We start from the raw sequence: 17,650 nt of genomic DNA, 5'->3' as shown, positions 1-17,650 counted from the left end.
CTGATGGTCGTCGTCATGCCGTCTCCTGCAGAGGGTGTTCGCCGGGGCGGCCGAGCGCGGCGAGTGCGGCCTGCGCCGCGCTCAGTCCGCTGCGGACGGCGCTCTCCATGGTCGCGGGCCAACCGGTCGCGGTCCATGCACCGGCGAGGTAGAGCCCCGGCGTGTCGGTCCGCGGCCCGGGGCGCAGCCGTCCCACGCCGGGGGCGGGTGCGAAGGTCGCGGTCCGCTCCCGGGTGACGAAGAAGTCCCGTACCTTGGCGCCGCGTGCCGCGGGCAGCAGCCGTTCCAACTCCGGCAGGTACGTGGCGCGCAGCGCCGAGACCGGTTCGTCGATGTCGTCCTGGGCGACCGACTGGGACAGTGCGAGGTACTGGCCGCCGTCGGGGAGACCGGAGGACTCGGTGCGGTCGAAGACCCACTGGACCCGGGAGCCGAGGGCGGCGAAGAAGGGCTGCTTGAGCACCTTGCGGTCGTAGACCACGTGGACGTTGAGGATGGGCGCGGTGCCGATGTCCAGGAGCGTGTCGGGGTCGGGGAGGGCGCCCTCGGGCAGCAGGGCGTGTGCCTCGCGCTGCGGGACGGCGAGGACCACGGTGTCCGCGTCGAGGGACTCCTCGTCGGTGTCGACCCGCCAACTGCCTTCCGGGGTGCTCAGGATGTGGGAGGCCCGGGCGCGCAGCACGGTCCGTACGCCGGCCGCGTCCAGGGCCTTGCGGGCCAGGGTGTCGTGCAGGTCGCCGAGGGGTACGCGGGCCCAGCCGATGTCGGCGGCGCCGTTCTCCGAGAGGAGGCCGGTCTTGAAGACCATGGCGGCCAGGCCCAGGGAGGACTGGTCGGCGGTGGCGTTGAGGGTGGCGACCCCGACGAGGTCCCACAGCGCCTCGATGGTGCGCGGGGACTGCCCGTGGCGGCCGAGCCAGGTCGCGAAGTCCAGCCCGTCCAGGGCCGGGTCGGCCGGGTCGAGGCGGCGCAGTGCGAGGGCGGCGCGGCCCACACTCGCCCGCTCGGCGAGGGAGAGGTGCGGGTAGGCGGCCAGGGAGGCCGCCAGGTGCAGGGGGACCGGCAGGGCGCTGCGGCGCAGCCGGCCCAGGCGCGGCCCCCGCGGGTGGGCCACGTCGAGTACGGGGACGTCGAGGCGGTCCTGGAGCGGGGCGAGGGCGGCGCCGTCGACGCGGTCGAGGAACCACCGGTAGGCGGTGCAGCAGCGCAGGTAGACGTGCTGGCCGTTGTCCACGGTGAGGTCGCCGCGCCGGAAGGAGAAGGCGAGGCCGCCGAGCCGCGGGCGGCCTTCGAGCAGGGTCACCCGGAGCCCGGCGTCGGCGAGCTGCAGCGCGGTGGTGACCCCGGCGAGGCCGCCGCCGACGACGACGGCGTGGTCGCCGCCGCGGGTGTCCCTGCCGGTCATGCGGCCTCCTCCGTGGTGTGCCGCGGCGCTGCGGCCGTCTGCCGGTGCCGGGCGGTCCCCGCATGGACGGACGCGGCCGCCCGCGCGGGGGTTGCGTGCGCGGCAGCCGACGCCCGTCCGGTCCGTGGGCCGCGGGATGCGGGGGCGGCGGTGGTCGGGTGCGGGGCCATCAGGTCCGCCTCCGGGTGCTCTGGCGGGAGATGGTCCGCGCGTCGAGGCCGGACAGGCCCCGTACGGCGACGTACGCCTTCTCGTGCGTCGGCAGCGAGACGCGGCCGCGCAGCACGGCGTCGGGTTCCCGTTCGATGCGGTCGAGGAGGCGGCGGTAGATGCCGGCCATGGCGGCCACGCAGGCGCCGCTGCGCCGGTCGAGCAGGGGCAGCAGCCGGTATCCCTCGACGAACAGGGCGCGGGCGCGCCGCACTTCGTGGTGGACGAGCCCGGCGAAGTCGGATCCGGCGGGCATCCGTTCGCTGCGGAAGCCTTCGGAGCAGCCGAACTTGGCGAGGTCTTCGGCGGGGAGGTAGGTGCGGCCGTTGGCGGCGTCCTCGCGGACGTCCCGGAGGATGTTGGTGAGTTGCAGGGCGAGGCCGAGGGTGTCGGCGTACTCCCCGGCGCGTGCGGCCTCCGGGCCGGTGGCGGCGCCGGCCGTGCCGAACACGCCGAGGGAGAGCCGTCCGATGGCGCCGGCCACGCAGCGGCAGTAGAGCGCGAGGTCGTCCCAGGTCTCGTAGGTCGCGCCGCGGACGTCCATGAGTACGCCGTCGATGAGTTCGTCGAGGCCGCCCAGCGGGATCGGGAACCGGCGGGCGGCGTGGGTCAGGGCGACGGCCACCGGGTCGGTGTCGTCCTCCTCCACCTCGCCGGCCCGGATCCGGCCGAGCAGGGCGCGGGTCTCCTCCAGCCGGTCCCGCTTGGTGCCGGGCGTCAGCGTGCCGTCGCCGATGTCGTCGACGCGCCGGGAGAAGGCGTACAGGGCGGACATCGCCTGGCGCTTGTCGGTGGGCAGCAGTCGGATGCCGTACGCGAAGTTGCGCGCCTGTGAGCCGGTGACGGCCTCGCAGTAGCTGTAGGCCGCCTGGACCGGTGCGGACGGCGCGAACGGTGCGGGCGGGTGTGCGGGGCCCTCCACGATGGGGCTCACCCCTTTCTCGGCGCTGTGCGCAGGACGGCGGCCACCTCGCGGAGCAGGCCGCTCTTGGTGGGCTTGGGCGGGCCGGGGAGTACGTCGAAGCCGGCGGCGGAGACGGCGCGCAGGGCGGCGCGCCCGCCGCCGACGAATCCGGCGAGCAGCAGCCGCAGCCTGCCGTGGACGCTGGCGACGAGGGGGGCGCCTTCGTCGAGGAGGTCCCGGGCGCGCTGCGCCTCGAAGGCGATCAGGGAGCGTACGGAGGCCCCTGCGGACGGGGCCCGCAGGTCGGACTCGGCGACGTGGAAGCGGCGCATGTCCTCACCGGGGAGGTAGATGCGGTCGCGGCCGAGGTCCTCGGTGACGTCCTGCAGGTGCTCGGCGATCTGCAGGGCGGTGCAGACGGCGTCGGAGCGGCGGATCCGTTCGGGGGTGCTGGTCCCGGTGAGCGAGAGCACGAGGCGGCCGACCGGGTTGGCGGAGAGCTCGCAGTAGCCGGCCAGGTCCGCGTACGTCGCGTAGCGCGTGACCCGCTGGTCCTGGCGGTTGGCCTCGATCAGCCCGAGGAACGGCTCCGGGGTGAGGCCGTGGTCGCGGACGACGGGCCGGAGGGCGAGGAGCAGGGGGTGGCGCGGGGGGCCGCCGGCGGCGCCGAACACGCGCAGCAGGTCGGCCTCGAAGGCGTCGAGCATGGCGAGCCGGTCGTCGGACGCGCCGGGGTCGAGGCCGAGGAGCACGGCGTCGCGTCCGCCGGGCGCGAGGTCGCCGTCGCCGATGTCGTCGACGAGGCGGGCGTACCCGTAGACGGCCATGAGGCCCTCGCGCCAGGCACGGGGCAGGAAGGACGGGGCGACGGGGAAGTTCTCCGCCCTGGCCTTGTCGAGGGTGGCGCGGGCGTGGTCCGTGTCGGGCAGGGTGCCGGTGCTGTGCCCCGGGGTCACCGCCCGCCGCCCGGGGCGGGGACGGCCGTACTGCCTGGGGGCCGGAGAATTCCCGTAGCCATTGCCGTCACATCTCCCGTTCTACACTGCCGACCCAATGCATCCTATTTCGGACACGCCGCCGGGGAATTCCCCGGGCCGTCCCGGGCCGTTCACCTGCGGGGAATCGTCCCTCTTGGCCCTGATTCCGGACTGCTTCAGCTTACGCTGTACAACGGCGCACGGGCCGTTGGGGTATTCGCTCCACCACCGAATGTCGTCCCGGTGTCCAGCGGGGCACGCAGAGGCCCCCGCCGCGCAGTGCGGCGGGGGCCTTGCGGAAGTCCGCCCGGGACGGCCCGCGAAGGCCGGTGCGGGGCGGGCGGGTCAGCCGCTGGTCGCCTTCTCGTAGGCCGAGACGACTTCCTCCGTGGGCCCGTCCATCAGGAGTTCGCCCTTCTCCAACCACAGCACCCGGTCGCAGGTGTCGCGGATGGACTTGTTGTTGTGGCTGACCAGGAAGACCGTGCCGGCCTTCTCCCGCAGTTCGCGGATGCGGTCCTCGGAACGCACCTGGAAGCTGCGGTCGCCGGTGGCCAGGGCCTCGTCGATCATCAGGACGTCGTGGTCCTTGGCCGCCGCGATGGAAAAGCGCAGGCGCGCCGCCATGCCGGAGGAGTAGGTGCGCATCGGCAGCGAGATGAAGTCGCCCTTCTCGTTGATGCCCGAGAAGTCGACGATGCTCTGGTAGCGCTGCTTGATCTGCTCGCGGGTCATGCCCATCGCGAGACCGCCGAGGACGATGTTGCGCTCCCCGGTGAGGTCGTTCATCAGGGCGGCGTTGACACCCAGCAGCGAGGGCTGGCCGTCGGTGTAGACCTTGCCCTCCTCGCAGGGCAGCAGCCCGGCGATGGCCCGCAGCAGGGTGGACTTGCCGGAGCCGTTGGACCCGATGAGCCCGATCGCCTCGCCGCGGTACGCCGTGAAGGAGACTCCGCGCACGGCGTGCACCCGGCGGACGCCCGGCGCGTCGCCCTTGCGCCGGCGCACGATCTTGCTGAGCGCGGCGGTGGCCGCGCCCTTGCCGGCGCTGCCGGTGTTGACCCGGTAGACGATGTGGACGCCGTCCGCGATCACGGTGGGGACGCGTCCCCTGCTGTTGTCAGCCACGGCCGTAACGCTCCTCAGACTTCCAGAAGTACACGAAGCCCCCGAGACCGATCACGACGGCCCAGCCCACGGCGAAGAGCCAGACGTGCGGGGGCAGGTTGCTGCTGCCGTAGTCGTCGATCAGGGCGAACCGGATGAGGTCCATGTAGATCGCCACCGGGTTCCACAGCAGCACGTCGCTGATCCACTGGGGCTGCTTCGCGAGGTAGATCCCGATCGGGAACATGACACCGGAGGCGTACATCCAGGTGCGCATCACGAACGGCATCAGCTGCGCGAGGTCGGGGGTCTTGGAGCCCATCCGCGCGAAGATCATGGCGAGGCCGGTGTTGAAGACGAACTGCAGCGCCAGCGTCGGGACCACCAGCAGCCAGGAGAGCTGCGGATAGTTGCCGAAACTGATGGCGATGATGAAGACGACGACCATCGAGTACAGCAGCTGCTGGAGCTGCTGGAGCGAGAAGGACACCGGCAGGGCGGCCCGCGGGAAGTGCAGGGCCCGCACCAGTCCGAGGTTTCCGGAGATCGCGCGGACGCCCGCCATCACCGAGCTCTGGGTGAAGGTGAAGACGAAGATGCCCATCATCAGGAACGGGACGTAGACGCCCTTGGGCATCTCGCGGCCCGCGCCGAGGATCAGGCCGAAGATCAGCCAGTAGACGGCCGCGTTCAGCAGCGGGGTCGCCACCTGCCAGACCTGGCCGAGCTTGGCCTGGCTGTACTGCGCGACCAGCTTGGCCCGGGAGAAGGCCAGGATGAAGTGGCGCCGGCCCCAGAGCTGCCGCACGTACTCGCCCAGCCCGGGCCGGGCGCCGCTCACGGAGAGGCCGTACTTCCTGGCGAGCTCCGCGGCGCTCAGCCCCGCGTCGTCGGACGGCGGCCTGCTCGTGGCGAGGGCGCCGTCGTGGGTTGTGTCACTCACAAGTTGAAACTTTCGTCTTCAAGATGCGGCCAGGTCGGGCATCAGGCTGGTGGCACGAGGCCCGTGATCGCGTCATGTTCCCAGACGCGGGCTCGTCAGATGACAGGCGGTCTGCCCAGCCGGGTCAGCCGCCAGACCGTACGCCATCTCATGGGACGCCGGGGACCGCAGGGAGTGGTCCATCCCTCCCGGAAGCCCCCGAACCAGGCCTTGAGCGCCGGTGCGGACGGCCTGCGCACGAGCGTCAGGAGGAGCCAGACGCCCAGGTAGACCGGGACCAGCGGAGCGGGCAGGTTGCGGCGGGCGAGCCACACCCGGTTACGGGCCACCATACGGTGGTAGACCGCGTGCCGGGAGGGGGCGGTGGCCGGGTGCAGCAGCACCATGTCCGCGCGGTAGTCGATCAGCCACCCCGCGTCGAGCGCCCGCCAGGCCAGGTCGGTCTCCTCGTGCGCGTAGAAGAACTCCCCCGGCAGCGCTCCGACCTGCTGGAACACCGCCGTACGGACGGCATTGGCGCCGCCCAGGAAGGTGGTCACGCGGGAGGAGCGCATCGGGTCCGAGGCCCGCAGCCGCGGGACGTGGCGGCGCTGGGTCCCACCGGTCTGCGGGTCGGCGATGCGGAAGCTGACGATGCCGAGGGCCGCGTCCTCGGCGAAGGCCTGGCGGCACAGCTCGGCGGTGTCGGTCCGCTCCAGCAGGCCGTCGTCGTCGAGGAACAGCAGGACGTCCACGTCCCGGCCGCCGGGACCGAAGGCCTCGATGCCGACGTTGCGGCCGCCCGGGATGCCCAGGTTCTCCGGCAGGGTGACGGTGCGGACGCCCTCGGGCAGTCCGGCGACCTCGACGCCCTGGCCCACCACGACCACCTCCACGGGGTCGCCGTCCTGCCGGGCCACCGAGTCGAGGAGCGCCTTGAGCTCGTCGGGCCGGTTGCCCATGGTGATGATCACGGCGCCCAGCCGCATCGGGGCCGTCATTTGAGCCTGCTGGAGGCCAGGATCGACACCAGGTGCAGCACCGTCTGGAGCAGCGCGATGCCGGCCAGGACGGCCACGCCCAGCCGGGAGAAGAAGAGGTCGCCGCGGACCTGGTCGAGCACGGCCAGCACCAGGATGAGCAGCGAGGCCTCGATGCCGAGGACCAGGCGGTGGAACTTGAACGCGGCCGCGGCCCGGCGGGCGAGCGCCATGCCGGAGGAGCGCGGCTCGGCCGCAGCGTCCTTGACCACGGGCTTGCCGGCCTGGTGGCGGGCCACGCCGACCAGGTCGGTCTCGGCCTTGATCAGGATCGCGCCGAGGGCGGCGAGGGTGCCCAGGAAGGCCCACAGCCAGTCGATCCGGCCGGTCCCCCACAGGTCGCTGGCGCGCAGGCCGAAGCCGACGAGCACCGCCGCGTCGCAGAGGTAGGCGCCGACCCGGTCCAGGTACACCCCGGACAGCGAGAACTGCTGCTTCCAGCGGGCCACCTCGCCGTCGACGCAGTCGAGCAGCAGGTAGAGCTGGACTGCGATCACGCCGAGCACGGCGCCCCAGACGCCCGGCACCAGCAGGGCGGGCAGGGCGAGCACGCCGGCGAGGGTCATCACGTAGGTCAGCTGGTTCGGCGTGACCTTGGTGGTGACCAGGAGGCGGGTGATGCGCAGGGAGATCTCGCGCATGTAGAGGCGCCCGCCCCAGTGCTCCCCGCTGACCCGGTCCTTCACGCCCGCCGGGTGCACGACGGGCCGGAGTTCAGCTACGGATGGTCTTGGCATAGTCGGAGTAGGCGTCCCTGATCTCGGCGGCGGACAGGTTGAGGTGCTCCAGGATGGTGAAGCGTCCCGGGCGGGTCTGCGGGGCGTACTCGACGGCGGCGACGAACTCGTCGGTGCTGAAGCCGATCTCCTCGGGCAGCGCCGGCAGGCCGTGCCGGCGCAGCACCTCGACGAAGAGGCCGGACTGCTCGGCGGCCCCCCGCAGGTGCATGGCGAAGGCGGCTCCGATGCCCACCTGCTCGCCGTGGAGCGCGGAGCGCCCCGGGTAGAGCAGGTCGAAGGCGTGGCTGATCTCGTGGCAGGCGCCGGACGACGGGCGGGAGTCCCCGCTGATCGACATGGCGATGCCGGAGAGGACCAGGCCCTCGGAGAGCACGGTGAGGAACTCGTCGTCGCCGCAGCCCCCGGGGTGGCGCAGCACGGACTCGCCGGCGGTACGGGCCATGGCGGCGGCCAGGCCGTCGACGGGCTCGCCGGTGATCCGGTGCGAGAGCTCCCAGTCGGCGATGGCGGAGATGTTGGAGATCGCGTCGCCGATGCCGGCGCGGATGAACCGCACCGGGGCCTCCTTGATCACGTCGAGGTCGATCACCATGGCGATCGGGGTGGGGACCCCGTAGGAGCCGCGGCCGTTGTCGTTGTCCAGGATGGACACCGGCGAGCAGATCCCGTCGTGCGAGAGGTTGGTGGCGACGGCCACCATGGGCAGTCCGACCCGCGCCGCGGCGTACTTCGCCACGTCGATGATCTTGCCTCCGCCCAGGCCCACGACGGCGTCGTAGCGGCGGCCCTTTATGTCGTCGGCCAGCTTCACGGCCGAGTCGATGGTGCCGTCGACGACGGCGTACCAGTCGGCGTGCGGCAGGACCGGCTCCAGCTTGGCGCGCAGTGCCAGGCCGGAACCCCCGCTGATCGCGATCGCCAGCTTCCCGGAGGCGGAGATCCGCTGGTCGGCCAGGAGGCCGGCCAGGTCGTCCATCGCCCCGCGGCTGATGTCGACGACGACCGGCGAGGGGATGAGCCTCGTCAGTACAGGCATGCGATGGTCCGGCCCTTGGCGAGGTCGTCGTGGTTGTCGATCTCGACCCACTTGACGTCGCCGATGGGAGCCACGTCGATGGTGAAGCCGTCGTCGACGAGCTGCTGGTAGCCGTCCTCGTAGTAGAGGTCGGGGTCGCGCTCGAAGGTGGTCTTCAGGGCCTCGGCCAGCTGCTCGGCGGCCTCGGGCTCGATGAGGGTCACGCCGATGTACTCGCCGGTGGCCTCGGCCGGGTCCATCAGCTTGGTGATCTTGCGGACGCCCTGGCCCTCGGCGGTGACGACCTTCATCTCCTCGTCGGCCAGGGTCTTGACCGTGTCGAGGGCCAGGATGATCTTCCGGCCCTCGCCGCGGGCGGCGAGCAGGGTCTTCTCCACGGAGACCGGGTGGACGGTGTCGCCGTTGGCGAGGATCACGCCCTGCTTGAGGACGTCACGCGCGCACCACAGGGAGTAGGCGTTGTTCCACTCCTCGGCCTTGTCGTTGTCGATCAGCGTGATCGAGACGCCGTACTTGGCCTCCAGCGCCTCGCGGCGCTCGTAGACGGCCTCCTTGCGGTACCCGACGACGACGGCGACCTCGGTGAGGCCCACCTCGGCGAAGTTGCCGAGCGTCAGGTCGAGGACCGTCAGGCTCTCCTCCTGGCCCTCGGGACCGACGGGCACCAGGGCCTTGGGCAGGGTGTCGGTGTAGGGACGCAGGCGGCGTCCGGCACCGGCAGCGAGGACAAGGCCGATCATGCTGGTTCTCCTTCGTCGTGTACGGCGGGTGCTCCGGAGGAGACCCAGAAGCGGATGCTCTCCACGAGCACCACCAGTGCCACGTACACGGCCAGGGCCGTGAGCGCGACGGGGAACGCGTCCCGGGGAAGGACTGCGGCGAGGACCACGGTCAGCAGGACCCGGCCCTCGTGGCCGCCGGTCGCCCGCACCAGCCAGCGCGGGGGCGCTCCCGAGCCGCCCCGGATGCGGTAGACCGTGTCGTAGTGATGGTAGGCGACCGCCGCGACCAGTCCGAATGCCGCCGGAAGGGCTCCGGGCACGTCCGCCTTGGCGGCCAGCGCGAGGACCGTGACGTATTCGGCACACCGGAAGAGCGGCGGGACGAGCCAGTCGAGGGGGCCCTTGAGGGGGCCGGAGACGGCGGCGCCCGCGAAGGCGGCGTAGGCCGCCGCGGTGGCGATCAGCCAGGGGTCGGCGAAGCCGCGGGTCGCCGCGCCGCCGGCCATCAGCGCGGAGCCGGCCGCGGCGAGCAGCAGGGCGGAGTAGCCGGGGCGGTACCGGGCGGGGGTGCGCGGCCCGCCGGTCCAGGCGAGCACGCCCGAGTCGGCGAGGTCGGCCAGCGCCTGGGCCGCGCGGTCGGTACGGGTGGCCCGGCGGGTCAGCGAGCGCAGCACCCGGCCGGCGGTGGTGTACACGGCCCCGAAGGCGCAGCCCGCCAGGAGCGCGTAGAAGACGGTGCGGGGGGTGGTGACGGCGGTGAGGACCGCGATCATCGCCCAGCGCTCGCCGATCGGCAGGATGATCATCCGTCGGACCCAGACCGTCCAGCCGACGCTGTCGAGCCGGTCGGAGAGGGCGGCCGTGGGGCTGGTGTTGGCCGTCGCGTCGTGGTTCGCCTCGTTGAAGGAGAAGTCCACGACGTGCCGGCAGGTCATGAGGATCATGGCGGCCAGGGCGAGGCCCCAGACGTCGTCCCCGTTCCTGGCGGCCCCGAGCGCGAGGCCCGCGTAGAAGGAGTACTCCTTGGCGCGGTCGAAGGTGGCGTCGAGCCAGGCACCCATCGTCGAGTACTGCAGCGAGTAGCGGGCGAGCTGCCCGTCGGTGCAGTCCAGGACGAAGGAGACCAGGAGCAGCACGCCGGCCGCCACGTAGCCCCAGCGCTCGCCGGTGGCGGCGCAGCCGGCCGCGATCAGCGCGGTGAGCAGCGAGGCGGTGGTGACCTGGTTCGGGGTGAGGCCCCGGCGCGCGCACCAGCGGGCGATGTAGCGCGAGTACGGACTGATGCAGAAGGTGGTGAAGAAGCCGTCGCGGGACTTCACGGCGGTCCGCAGCCGTACGGCTTCCTCGTCGACGGCGGCGACGGCGGCGACGGCCGCGTCCCGCTCGGCCGTGGTGGCCGGTACGGCGGCGACGAGTGTGCCGAGGTCGGGGCGCTGGACGGTGGTCCCGGCGGCCTCGGCCCCGGCGGCGAGCCGGTCGGCGTAGGGTCCGGCGCCGTCGCCCGCGGCATCGGCGGCGGCCTTGTCCAGGGCTCCCCGGGCGGCGGGCTGCACGGCGAAGGCCCCGGGGACGGCGCAGGCGTCGAAGCGGGGGTCGGTCAGTGCGAGGCGCAGGGCGTGCACGTGGCCGACGAAGGCGCTGTCCACGACGGCCACCCGCTGGTCGGCGGGGACGCCGGCCAGCACGGTGGCGGCCTCTTCGGAACCGGCTGCGGGGCGGACGTCGAAGCCGAGGGTGCGCAGCTCGTCGGCGAGCGGTGATCCGGGGACCGGCAGGCCGGTAAGGATGACGGTCGGCAGACGAACTCACTCCTTGCGACGGATTCTGGACCGTCGCCTGAGCGGGCGGCGGCACGTCGGCAGAGGCTATCGGATGAATGGAAGCCGGGGTTCATCACCCGTTTGCGCCCCGATGGGCCGTGTGATCCCGGGCCGGGGGCCCGTTCGCGATCATCATCGACGACCGTGTGCGGCGAGCACAAACCGGCCCCCGGCCCGGCGCTGCGGCGCCTCGGCGTTTACCACGTGCCGGGAGCAGACATGCGTAGATCACCGAAGTAGGGACAAGCCCCTTTTGTACGGCAGACTGAAGGCCGGAGTCCGAAGCGAAGGATGGGTATGCCGACCACACCAGCCACCGCCGCGAACGGCGCGTCCCACGGCACCGGCACTCAGGAAGCGATCATGCTCGAACTGGTCGACGAGTCCGGCAACACCATCGGCACGGCGGAGAAGCTCTCCGCCCACCAGGCGCCGGGGCAGTTGCACCGGGCGTTCTCCGTGTTCCTCTTCGACGAGCAGGGCCGGCTGCTGCTCCAGCAGCGCGCCCTCGGGAAGTACCACTCCCCCGGCGTCTGGTCGAACACGTGCTGCGGCCACCCGTACCCCGGGGAGTCGCCCTTCGCGGCGGCGGCCCGGCGGACCCACGAGGAACTGGGGCTGTCCCCGTCGCTCCTCGCGGAGGCGGGCACCGTGCGCTACAACCACCCGGACCCGGCGTCGGGCCTGGTGGAGCAGGAGTTCAACCACCTGTTCGTGGGGCTGGCACAGGTGGCCGTGCGGCCGGATCCCGAAGAGGTGGGCGACACGGCCTTCGTCACGGCCGCGGAACTGGCGAAGCGGCACGCCGAGGCGCCGTTCTCGGCCTGGTTCATGACGGTGCTGGACGCTGCGCGGCCGGCCATCCGCGAGCTGACGGGCGACGCGGCGGGCTGGTAGTCCGGCCGCGGCTCAGACGGCGGGGCCCGAGGGCGCCGGTGCCGGTACGGGCGCCGGCGCCGGTGCGGTGAGCGGCAGGGCCGCCCAGATCACCTTGCCTCCGGTGGAGGTGTGCTCGACGTCGCAGACCCCGCCGGCCTCGCGGGTGACCTCCCGCACCAGGAGCAGCCCCCGGCCACCGGTCTGGCCGAAATCGGCCTCCAGGGCCTTGGGCCGGTAGGGGTGGTTGTCCTCCACGGCGACCCGGACCCACTCCCGGCCGATCGCCACCTCCACGGCGACCTCCGGGGAGAGCAGGGCGGCGTGCCGGACCGAGTTCGTCACCAGTTCGGAGACGATCAGGAGCAGCGAGTACACCAGGTCCTGCGGGGCCGGCACCCCCTGGCGCCCGAGCAGGTCCCGGACCGCGCGGCGGGCCTGAGGAACGGATTCTTCTACGGCGGGAGCCGTGAACCGCCACACTCCCTCGTAGGCGAGGGAGTCGGTCGGGGCATCCGGCTCACCCCCTCTGGCCGGCGGGACGCTCCCGCTGACGTCCATGTTTCGTCCCCCGTCTTCGCGCTCGATCGTGTCCACGCGTCAAGAGTGGGGAACGGGCTGGTCCGGACCCGTCCACTGACCAGAAGTCAGCGTCATTCGGACACTTTCTGAGCACTGGCGTATGACAGAGTCAGTTGTTCGACCGTTCCTGATCTTCTACTGGTCGGTTCTCCACCGTCTGGCGCGCACCGCCCGCCCCGCCCGGACCACGCGCCGCCTCGTCCTCGCTGACCAGCCCCAGGATGCGCCGGGCCGCGAAGCCCGTGGCGATCAGGCTCAGGCCGTCGAACAGCAGCGCGAGGGAGAAGAAGGTTCCGATCACGTACAGACTGCTGCCGGGCCAGCTCGCCAGGATCAGCACGCCCAGCAGGATCCCGAAGGCCCCCTGGACGAGCGCCAGCCCGAAGTTGGCGCCCCGCACGACGAGCGCGCCGACCAGCCGGAACACCCCGCCGGTGAGGAAGAGCAGGGCCGCGAACATGGTGAGCGCCTCGGCGCTCGCCTGCGGCCGGCACAGGATCACCACGCCGGCCGCGAGGTTGATCGCGGCGACGATCACCGCGAGCCAGAAGTAGTTGCCCTTGCGGGACTGCACGGCGTGCAGCAGACCCACCACACCGCCGATCAGCAGCAGCCAGCCGAACAGGAACATCGACGTCAGGGTGGCCAGGCCGGCGTAGACCAGGCCGACCAGGCCGGCCACCACGAGGAGCACGCCGAGCAGCGTCAGGGCTCCGAAGCTGCGGCCGAGCTGCTTCTTCTCCCGCCGCGGGTCGCGGTTCGCCGGGTCGGCGCCCTTCGCCTCGGTACGGTCTGCGCCCATGAGCGTGCCACCTCCTCGCACCCCCCGGACGGACTCCCCCGATCATAGGATCCGCCGCCCGGGATAGCATCCGGCGCATGGAAGCAGCCCTGGACGCGTCCCTGCAGCACACGGTGGCCGACGGGGTCGCCACCGTCGTCGTCCACCACCCCGCCAAGCGGAACGCGATGACGGCCGCGATGTGGCGCTCGCTCCCGCGGCTGCTCGCGGAGCTGGCGGCCGACCCGGGCGTACGGGTCCTGGTGCTCACCGGAGCCGGGCCGACTTTCTGTGCCGGGGCGGACATCTCCTCGCTGACCGGCGGCGAGGACCCGCAGGCCCTCGCCGTGGCGGCGGAGGAGGCGCTGGCCGCCTTCCCGAAGCCGACCCTGGCGGCGGTGCGCGGTTTCTGCGTGGGCGGCGGCAGCCAGCTGGCGGCCGCCTGCGACCTGCGCTTCGCCGAGGAGGGCGCTTCGTTCGGGGTCACCCCGGCGCGGCTCGGCATCGTCTACCCGGCCTCCTCCACCCGGCGGCTGGCCGCCCTGGTCGGGCCCGCCTGGACCAAGTACCTCCTGTTCTCGGCCGAGCTGGTCGACGCCGCGACGGCGCTGCGCGCCGGGTTCCTGAACGAGCTGCTGCCCGCCGGCGCACTGGACGAGCGGGTCGCCGCGTTCACCCGCACCCTCACCGCCCGCTCGCAGCTGACGCAGGCCGCGGCCAAGGAGTTCGCGGACGGCCGCACCGACCGGGACGGGCACTGGACCGCCGAGGCGGCCGGCAGCGGCGACACCGCGGAGGGCGTAGCCGCCTTCCTGGAGCGCCGCGCCCCCCGCTTCACCTGGTCCGCCGCGGGGCCCGGCGCCGGGTCCGCGGCCGTGCCCGGCGCGGCCTGCGGGACCGGCCCTACTGCAGGATGAGGCTGCGCAGGCTCCGCCACTCCTCCACCACGTCCGCCGGAGCCTTCTCCGGCGAGCCCGCGTCGTAGGGCGGCTGGGGGTCGTACTCCGTCAGCAACTGGACGGACTGGGCCAGCCGGTCCCCGCCGATCCGGCCCAGCAGGGTCAGGCCCATGTCGATGCCGGAGGAGACCCCGGCGGCGGTCGCGTACTTCCCGTCGATGACGACCCGCTCCCCGGTGGGCTCGGCCCCGTACGCGGGGAGCTGGTCCAGGGCCAGCCAGTGCGAGGTGGCCCGGCGGCCCTCCAGCAGCCCGGCCGCGGCCAGCAGCAGCGAGCCCGTGCACACCGAGGTGGTCCACGTGCTGGTGGCGTCGGCGGCCCGCAGCCAGTCCAGGAGGACCGGGTTGTCCATCTGCGCGCTCTGCCCGGGCCCCCCGGGGACCAGGATGATGTCGGGATGCGCCACCTCGGCCAGGGCCCGGTCCGCCACGAGTGCGAGCGCCCCGGAGTCGTTGCGCACGGGGCCGGGCCGCTCGGCCACGAACACGGTCTCGGCGCCGGGCAGCCGGCCGAGGGTGTCGAAGGGCCCCACGGCGTCGAGCGAGGTGAAGCGGTCGAAGAGCAGGATCGCGATCTGCATGGCTCCTCCGGAGCGGTCGGTGTGAGCGGTACCGCCCCGGCGGGAGCGGCACGTGCGGCGGCGCGACGGCCGGTGACGCTGGTGCGGCGGTTGGTGGCGGTGGCGCGGTGGCCGGCGACGCTGGCGCGGCCGCCGGTGGCGCGGGTGCGGTCGGCGGCGCGGTGGCCGGTGACGCGGGTGCGGCGGCCGGTGACGCGGGTGCGGCCGGCGGTGCGGCGGTCGGTTGTCGGTGGCGGTGCGGCGGTCGGTGGCGCGGCAGTCAGCGGCGGGCCGTGCCGAAGCGGCGGCGGTACTCCGTCGGGGGCTGGCCGAGGATCTTCACGAAGGCGCGGCGCATCGCCTCCGGCGTGCCGTACCCGCTGGCGCGGGCGACCTGGGCGATGCCCGTGGAGCCCTCCTCCAGCAGGCGCCGGGCGTGCTCCACCCGGATCCGTTCCACGTAGCGGCCCGGTGTCACGCCCGTCTCCGCCTGGAAGGCGCGGGCGAAGTGCCGCGGGGAGAGGCGGGCCCGGGCGGCGAGGGCTTCGACGCCCAGGTCCCCGTCCGGGTGCTCGGCGACCCACTGCTGGACGTCCCGCAGGGGCTCCCGCCGGGCCGTCTGCGCCTCCAACTGCGCGCTGAACTGGGCCTGGTTGCCGGGCCGGCGCAGGAAGACCACCAGATGCCGGGCGATCGTCAGCGCGACATCCCGCCCGTGGTCCTCCTCCACCAGGGCCAGGGCGAGGTCGATGCCCGCCGTGACCCCCGCCGAGGTGGCCACCGGCCCGTCCCGTACGAAGATGGGGTCCGGCTCCACCAGCACGGCCGGGTAGTCCCGCGCCATCTGCTCGCACACGTACCAGTGCGTCGTCGCCCGGCGCCCGTCCAGCAGGCCGGCCTCGGCGAGCAGCAGCCCTCCCGTGCACACCGACACCAGCCGCTCCGCACGCCCCCCGTGCGCGCGGAGCCAGGCGGTGATCCGCGGCTCGAAGTCGGCGGTGTAGCGGCCCCCGGGCACCAGCAGGGTGGTCCCGGGGCCGGGCCGGGCCTCCTCCAGCGCCCCGTCCGGGACGAGCCGGAGCCCACTGCTGGTGCGCACCGGCACCCCGCCCGGCGAGACGGTCCGGATCGCGTACCCGGTCCGCCCCGGGAACCGGTCGGCGGCGGCGAACACCTCCACCGGTCCGGTGACGTCCAGGCTCTGCACCCCGTCGTACAGGACGACGAGCACGTTTCGTACGGTCATGACCCCATGGTGTGACGACGGGCCGGGCGGCTGCAATGACGGGCTTCCCACCTTTACGGCCACGCCCCGCGGCGCGGATAGGATCGGCGGACCATGACTGCAACCCTCGTCGCCAAGAAGCTCACCGCCGCGCACGGTGAGCGCACCCTCTTCGCCGATCTCGACCTCGTCGTCGCGCCCGGCGACGTCATCGGTCTCGTCGGCGTCAACGGCGCCGGCAAGTCCACCCTGCTGCGCCTGCTCGCCGGGCTGGACACCCCCGAGACCGGTGAGCTGCGGCTCTCCCCGCCGACCGCCGCCGTCGGGCACCTCCCGCAGGAGCCCGAGCGGCGCGACCGGGAATCGGTACGGGACTTCCTGGCCCGGCGCACCGGCGTGGCCGCGGCGCAGGCCGCCCTGGACGCCGCGACGCAGGGCCTGGTGGACGGCACCCCCGGCGCCGACGACGCGTACGCGACGGCGCTGGACCGGTGGCTGGACCTGGGCGGGGCGGACCTGGACGAGCGGGCCCAGGAGGTGGCCGACGACCTGGGCCTCTCCGTCGGACTCGACCTGCCGATGACGGCCCTGTCGGGCGGCCAGGCGGCCCGCGCGGGCCTCGCCTCGCTGCTGCTCTCCCGCTACGACGTCTTCCTGCTCGACGAGCCCACCAACGATCTGGACCTGGACGGGCTGGAGCGGCTGGAGCAGTTCGTCAAGGGGCTGCGCGCGGGCACGGTCGTGATCAGCCACGACCGCGAGTTCCTCACCCGGACCGTCACCAAGGTCCTCGAACTCGACCTGGCGCAGCAGCAGATCAACCTCTACGGCGGCGGCTACGACTCTTACCTGGAGGAGCGCGAACGCGCCCGCAGCCATGCGCGCGAGGAGTTCGAGGAGTACGCGGACAAGAAGTCCGCCCTCGAAGGCCGGGCGCAGATGCAGCGCAACTGGATGGACAAGGGCGTGCGCAACGCCCGGCGCAAGGCGACCGACAACGACAAGATCGGCAAGAAGCTGCGCGGCGAGTCCAGCGAGAAGCAGGCCGCCAAGGCCCGCCAGACGCAGCGGGCGATCGAGCGGCTGGATGTGGTGGACGAGCCGCGCAAGGAGTGGGAGCTGCGCATGGAGATCGCGGCGGCCCCGCGTTCCGGCTCGGTGGTGGCCACCCTGCGCGAGGCGGCGGTCAAGCGCGGCGACTTCGGGTTCGGCCCGGCCAGCCTGCAGATCGACTGGGCGGACCGGGTGGCGATCACCGGGGCCAACGGCGCGGGCAAGTCCACCCTCCTCGCCGTCCTGCTGGGCCGGCTGGCGCCGGACTCCGGTTCCGCGACGCTCGGTTCGGGCGTGCTGGTGGGCGAAGTGGACCAGGCGCGCGGCCTGTTCCTCGGTGACGAGCCGTTGCTGGAGGCGTTCTGCGCGGCCGTCCCGGACACCGAGCCCGCCGAAGTCCGCACCCTGCTGGCCAAGTTCGGGCTGAAGGCGGCCCACGTGATGCGCCCGGCGGCCACCCTGTCCCCGGGTGAGCGCACCCGGGCCGCGCTGGCCCTCCTCCAGGGCCGCGGGGTGAACCTGCTGGTGCTGGACGAGCCCACCAACCACCTCGACCTCCCGGCGATCGAGCAGCTGGAGTCGGCCCTGGACGCGTACGAGGGCACCCTGCTGCTGGTTACGCACGACCGCCGCATGCTGGACGCCGTCCACGTGACGCGCCGCCTGCAGGTCGTGGCGGGCAAGGTCACCGAGCTGTAGCGGCGGTGCGGCCCGGTCCGGCGGGTCGCCGCC

Annotated in this window: 18 protein-coding genes; 4 read left to right on the top strand and 14 right to left on the bottom strand. The window is 73.1% G+C overall.

Features of this window, described 5'->3' with window-relative positions:
- Positions 1-13: 13 nt before the first annotated feature.
- The 10 genes from hpnE to ACLJTM_RS17400 form a co-directional block, all read right to left on the bottom strand.
- Complete coding sequence (gene hpnE, locus ACLJTM_RS17445; RefSeq protein WP_411104524.1) at positions 14-1,405, bottom strand: hydroxysqualene dehydroxylase HpnE; 1,392 nt, start codon at positions 1,403-1,405, stop codon at positions 14-16.
- A gap of 169 nt (positions 1,406-1,574) precedes the next feature.
- Positions 1,575-2,549 carry a presqualene diphosphate synthase HpnD gene (gene hpnD, locus ACLJTM_RS17440; protein WP_411104523.1) on the bottom strand — a complete coding sequence of 325 codons (975 nt, stop codon included), beginning with the start codon at positions 2,547-2,549 and terminating at the stop codon, positions 1,575-1,577.
- Entirely contained in the window at positions 2,546-3,475 is a 930-nt protein-coding gene (gene hpnC, locus ACLJTM_RS17435) for a squalene synthase HpnC (RefSeq protein ID WP_411104522.1), read from the bottom strand. The genes hpnD and hpnC overlap by 4 nt, the downstream gene beginning before the upstream one ends.
- Positions 3,476-3,841: 366 nt before the next feature.
- Positions 3,842-4,624 (bottom strand): ABC transporter ATP-binding protein, encoded by a 783-nt coding sequence (locus ACLJTM_RS17430; RefSeq protein ID WP_411104521.1) that lies wholly within the window; start codon positions 4,622-4,624, stop codon positions 3,842-3,844.
- Complete coding sequence (locus ACLJTM_RS17425; RefSeq protein ID WP_411104520.1) at positions 4,617-5,546, bottom strand: ABC transporter permease; 930 nt, start codon at positions 5,544-5,546, stop codon at positions 4,617-4,619. The genes ACLJTM_RS17430 and ACLJTM_RS17425 overlap by 8 nt, the downstream gene beginning before the upstream one ends.
- A gap of 95 nt (positions 5,547-5,641) precedes the next feature.
- The gene (locus tag ACLJTM_RS17420; protein WP_411104519.1) at positions 5,642-6,526 is read right to left on the bottom strand and encodes a glycosyltransferase family 2 protein; all 885 of its coding nucleotides are present in this window, start codon (positions 6,524-6,526) and stop codon (positions 5,642-5,644) included.
- Positions 6,523-7,302, bottom strand: coding sequence for a CDP-alcohol phosphatidyltransferase family protein (locus ACLJTM_RS17415; RefSeq protein ID WP_411104518.1), 780 nt, complete (start codon positions 7,300-7,302; stop codon positions 6,523-6,525). The genes ACLJTM_RS17420 and ACLJTM_RS17415 overlap by 4 nt, the downstream gene beginning before the upstream one ends.
- Positions 7,280-8,341 (bottom strand): iron-containing alcohol dehydrogenase family protein, encoded by a 1,062-nt coding sequence (locus tag ACLJTM_RS17410; protein ID WP_411104517.1) that lies wholly within the window; start codon positions 8,339-8,341, stop codon positions 7,280-7,282. The genes ACLJTM_RS17415 and ACLJTM_RS17410 overlap by 23 nt, the downstream gene beginning before the upstream one ends.
- Positions 8,329-9,081 carry a sugar phosphate nucleotidyltransferase gene (locus ACLJTM_RS17405; protein WP_411104516.1) on the bottom strand — a complete coding sequence of 251 codons (753 nt, stop codon included), beginning with the start codon at positions 9,079-9,081 and terminating at the stop codon, positions 8,329-8,331. The genes ACLJTM_RS17410 and ACLJTM_RS17405 overlap by 13 nt, the downstream gene beginning before the upstream one ends.
- Positions 9,078-10,709 (bottom strand): DUF5941 domain-containing protein, encoded by a 1,632-nt coding sequence (locus ACLJTM_RS17400; protein WP_411104515.1) that lies wholly within the window; start codon positions 10,707-10,709, stop codon positions 9,078-9,080. Before ACLJTM_RS17400 ends, ACLJTM_RS17405 begins: the two co-directional genes overlap by 4 nt.
- On the opposite strand from ACLJTM_RS17400, the gene ACLJTM_RS17395 reads away from it, so the two are divergent.
- Both ACLJTM_RS17395 and idi read left to right on the top strand, forming a co-directional pair.
- Entirely contained in the window at positions 10,686-10,823 is a 138-nt protein-coding gene (locus tag ACLJTM_RS17395) for a hypothetical protein (protein ID WP_411104514.1), read from the top strand. The genes ACLJTM_RS17400 and ACLJTM_RS17395 overlap by 24 nt on opposite strands.
- 357 nt (positions 10,824-11,180) lie before the next feature.
- Positions 11,181-11,780, top strand: coding sequence for an isopentenyl-diphosphate Delta-isomerase (idi, locus tag ACLJTM_RS17390; RefSeq protein ID WP_411104513.1), 600 nt, complete (start codon positions 11,181-11,183; stop codon positions 11,778-11,780).
- A 12-nt stretch (positions 11,781-11,792) separates the two neighbouring features.
- Here idi and ACLJTM_RS17385 read toward each other — a convergent pair whose 3' ends face one another.
- Both ACLJTM_RS17385 and ACLJTM_RS17380 read right to left on the bottom strand, forming a co-directional pair.
- Positions 11,793-12,356 carry an ATP-binding protein gene (locus tag ACLJTM_RS17385; RefSeq protein ID WP_411104512.1) on the bottom strand — a complete coding sequence of 188 codons (564 nt, stop codon included), beginning with the start codon at positions 12,354-12,356 and terminating at the stop codon, positions 11,793-11,795.
- 94 nt (positions 12,357-12,450) lie between these two features.
- The gene (locus tag ACLJTM_RS17380; RefSeq protein ID WP_411104511.1) at positions 12,451-13,143 is read right to left on the bottom strand and encodes an HdeD family acid-resistance protein; all 693 of its coding nucleotides are present in this window, start codon (positions 13,141-13,143) and stop codon (positions 12,451-12,453) included.
- A 77-nt stretch (positions 13,144-13,220) separates the two neighbouring features.
- Here ACLJTM_RS17380 and ACLJTM_RS17375 point away from each other — a divergent pair, with 77 nt between their 5' ends.
- Positions 13,221-14,039 carry an enoyl-CoA hydratase/isomerase family protein gene (locus tag ACLJTM_RS17375; RefSeq protein WP_411104510.1) on the top strand — a complete coding sequence of 273 codons (819 nt, stop codon included), beginning with the start codon at positions 13,221-13,223 and terminating at the stop codon, positions 14,037-14,039.
- Here ACLJTM_RS17375 and ACLJTM_RS17370 read toward each other — a convergent pair.
- Complete coding sequence (locus ACLJTM_RS17370; protein WP_411104509.1) at positions 14,026-14,661, bottom strand: DJ-1/PfpI family protein; 636 nt, start codon at positions 14,659-14,661, stop codon at positions 14,026-14,028. The genes ACLJTM_RS17375 and ACLJTM_RS17370 overlap by 14 nt on opposite strands.
- A 259-nt stretch (positions 14,662-14,920) precedes the next feature.
- Entirely contained in the window at positions 14,921-15,886 is a 966-nt protein-coding gene (locus tag ACLJTM_RS17365) for a GlxA family transcriptional regulator (protein WP_411104508.1), read from the bottom strand.
- A 93-nt stretch (positions 15,887-15,979) separates the two neighbouring features.
- Here ACLJTM_RS17365 and ACLJTM_RS17360 point away from each other — a divergent pair, with 93 nt between their 5' ends.
- The gene (locus tag ACLJTM_RS17360) at positions 15,980-17,617 is read left to right on the top strand and encodes an ABC-F family ATP-binding cassette domain-containing protein (protein ID WP_411104507.1); all 1,638 of its coding nucleotides are present in this window, start codon (positions 15,980-15,982) and stop codon (positions 17,615-17,617) included.
- Positions 17,618-17,650 lie beyond the last annotated feature (33 nt).

Source organism: Streptomyces sp. cmx-4-9 (assembly GCF_046548835.1).
Taxonomy (GTDB): domain Bacteria; phylum Actinomycetota; class Actinomycetes; order Streptomycetales; family Streptomycetaceae; genus Streptomyces.
The sequence above is the reverse complement of the archived record's forward strand: the minus strand, read 5'-3'. Positions and strand labels throughout refer to the sequence as shown.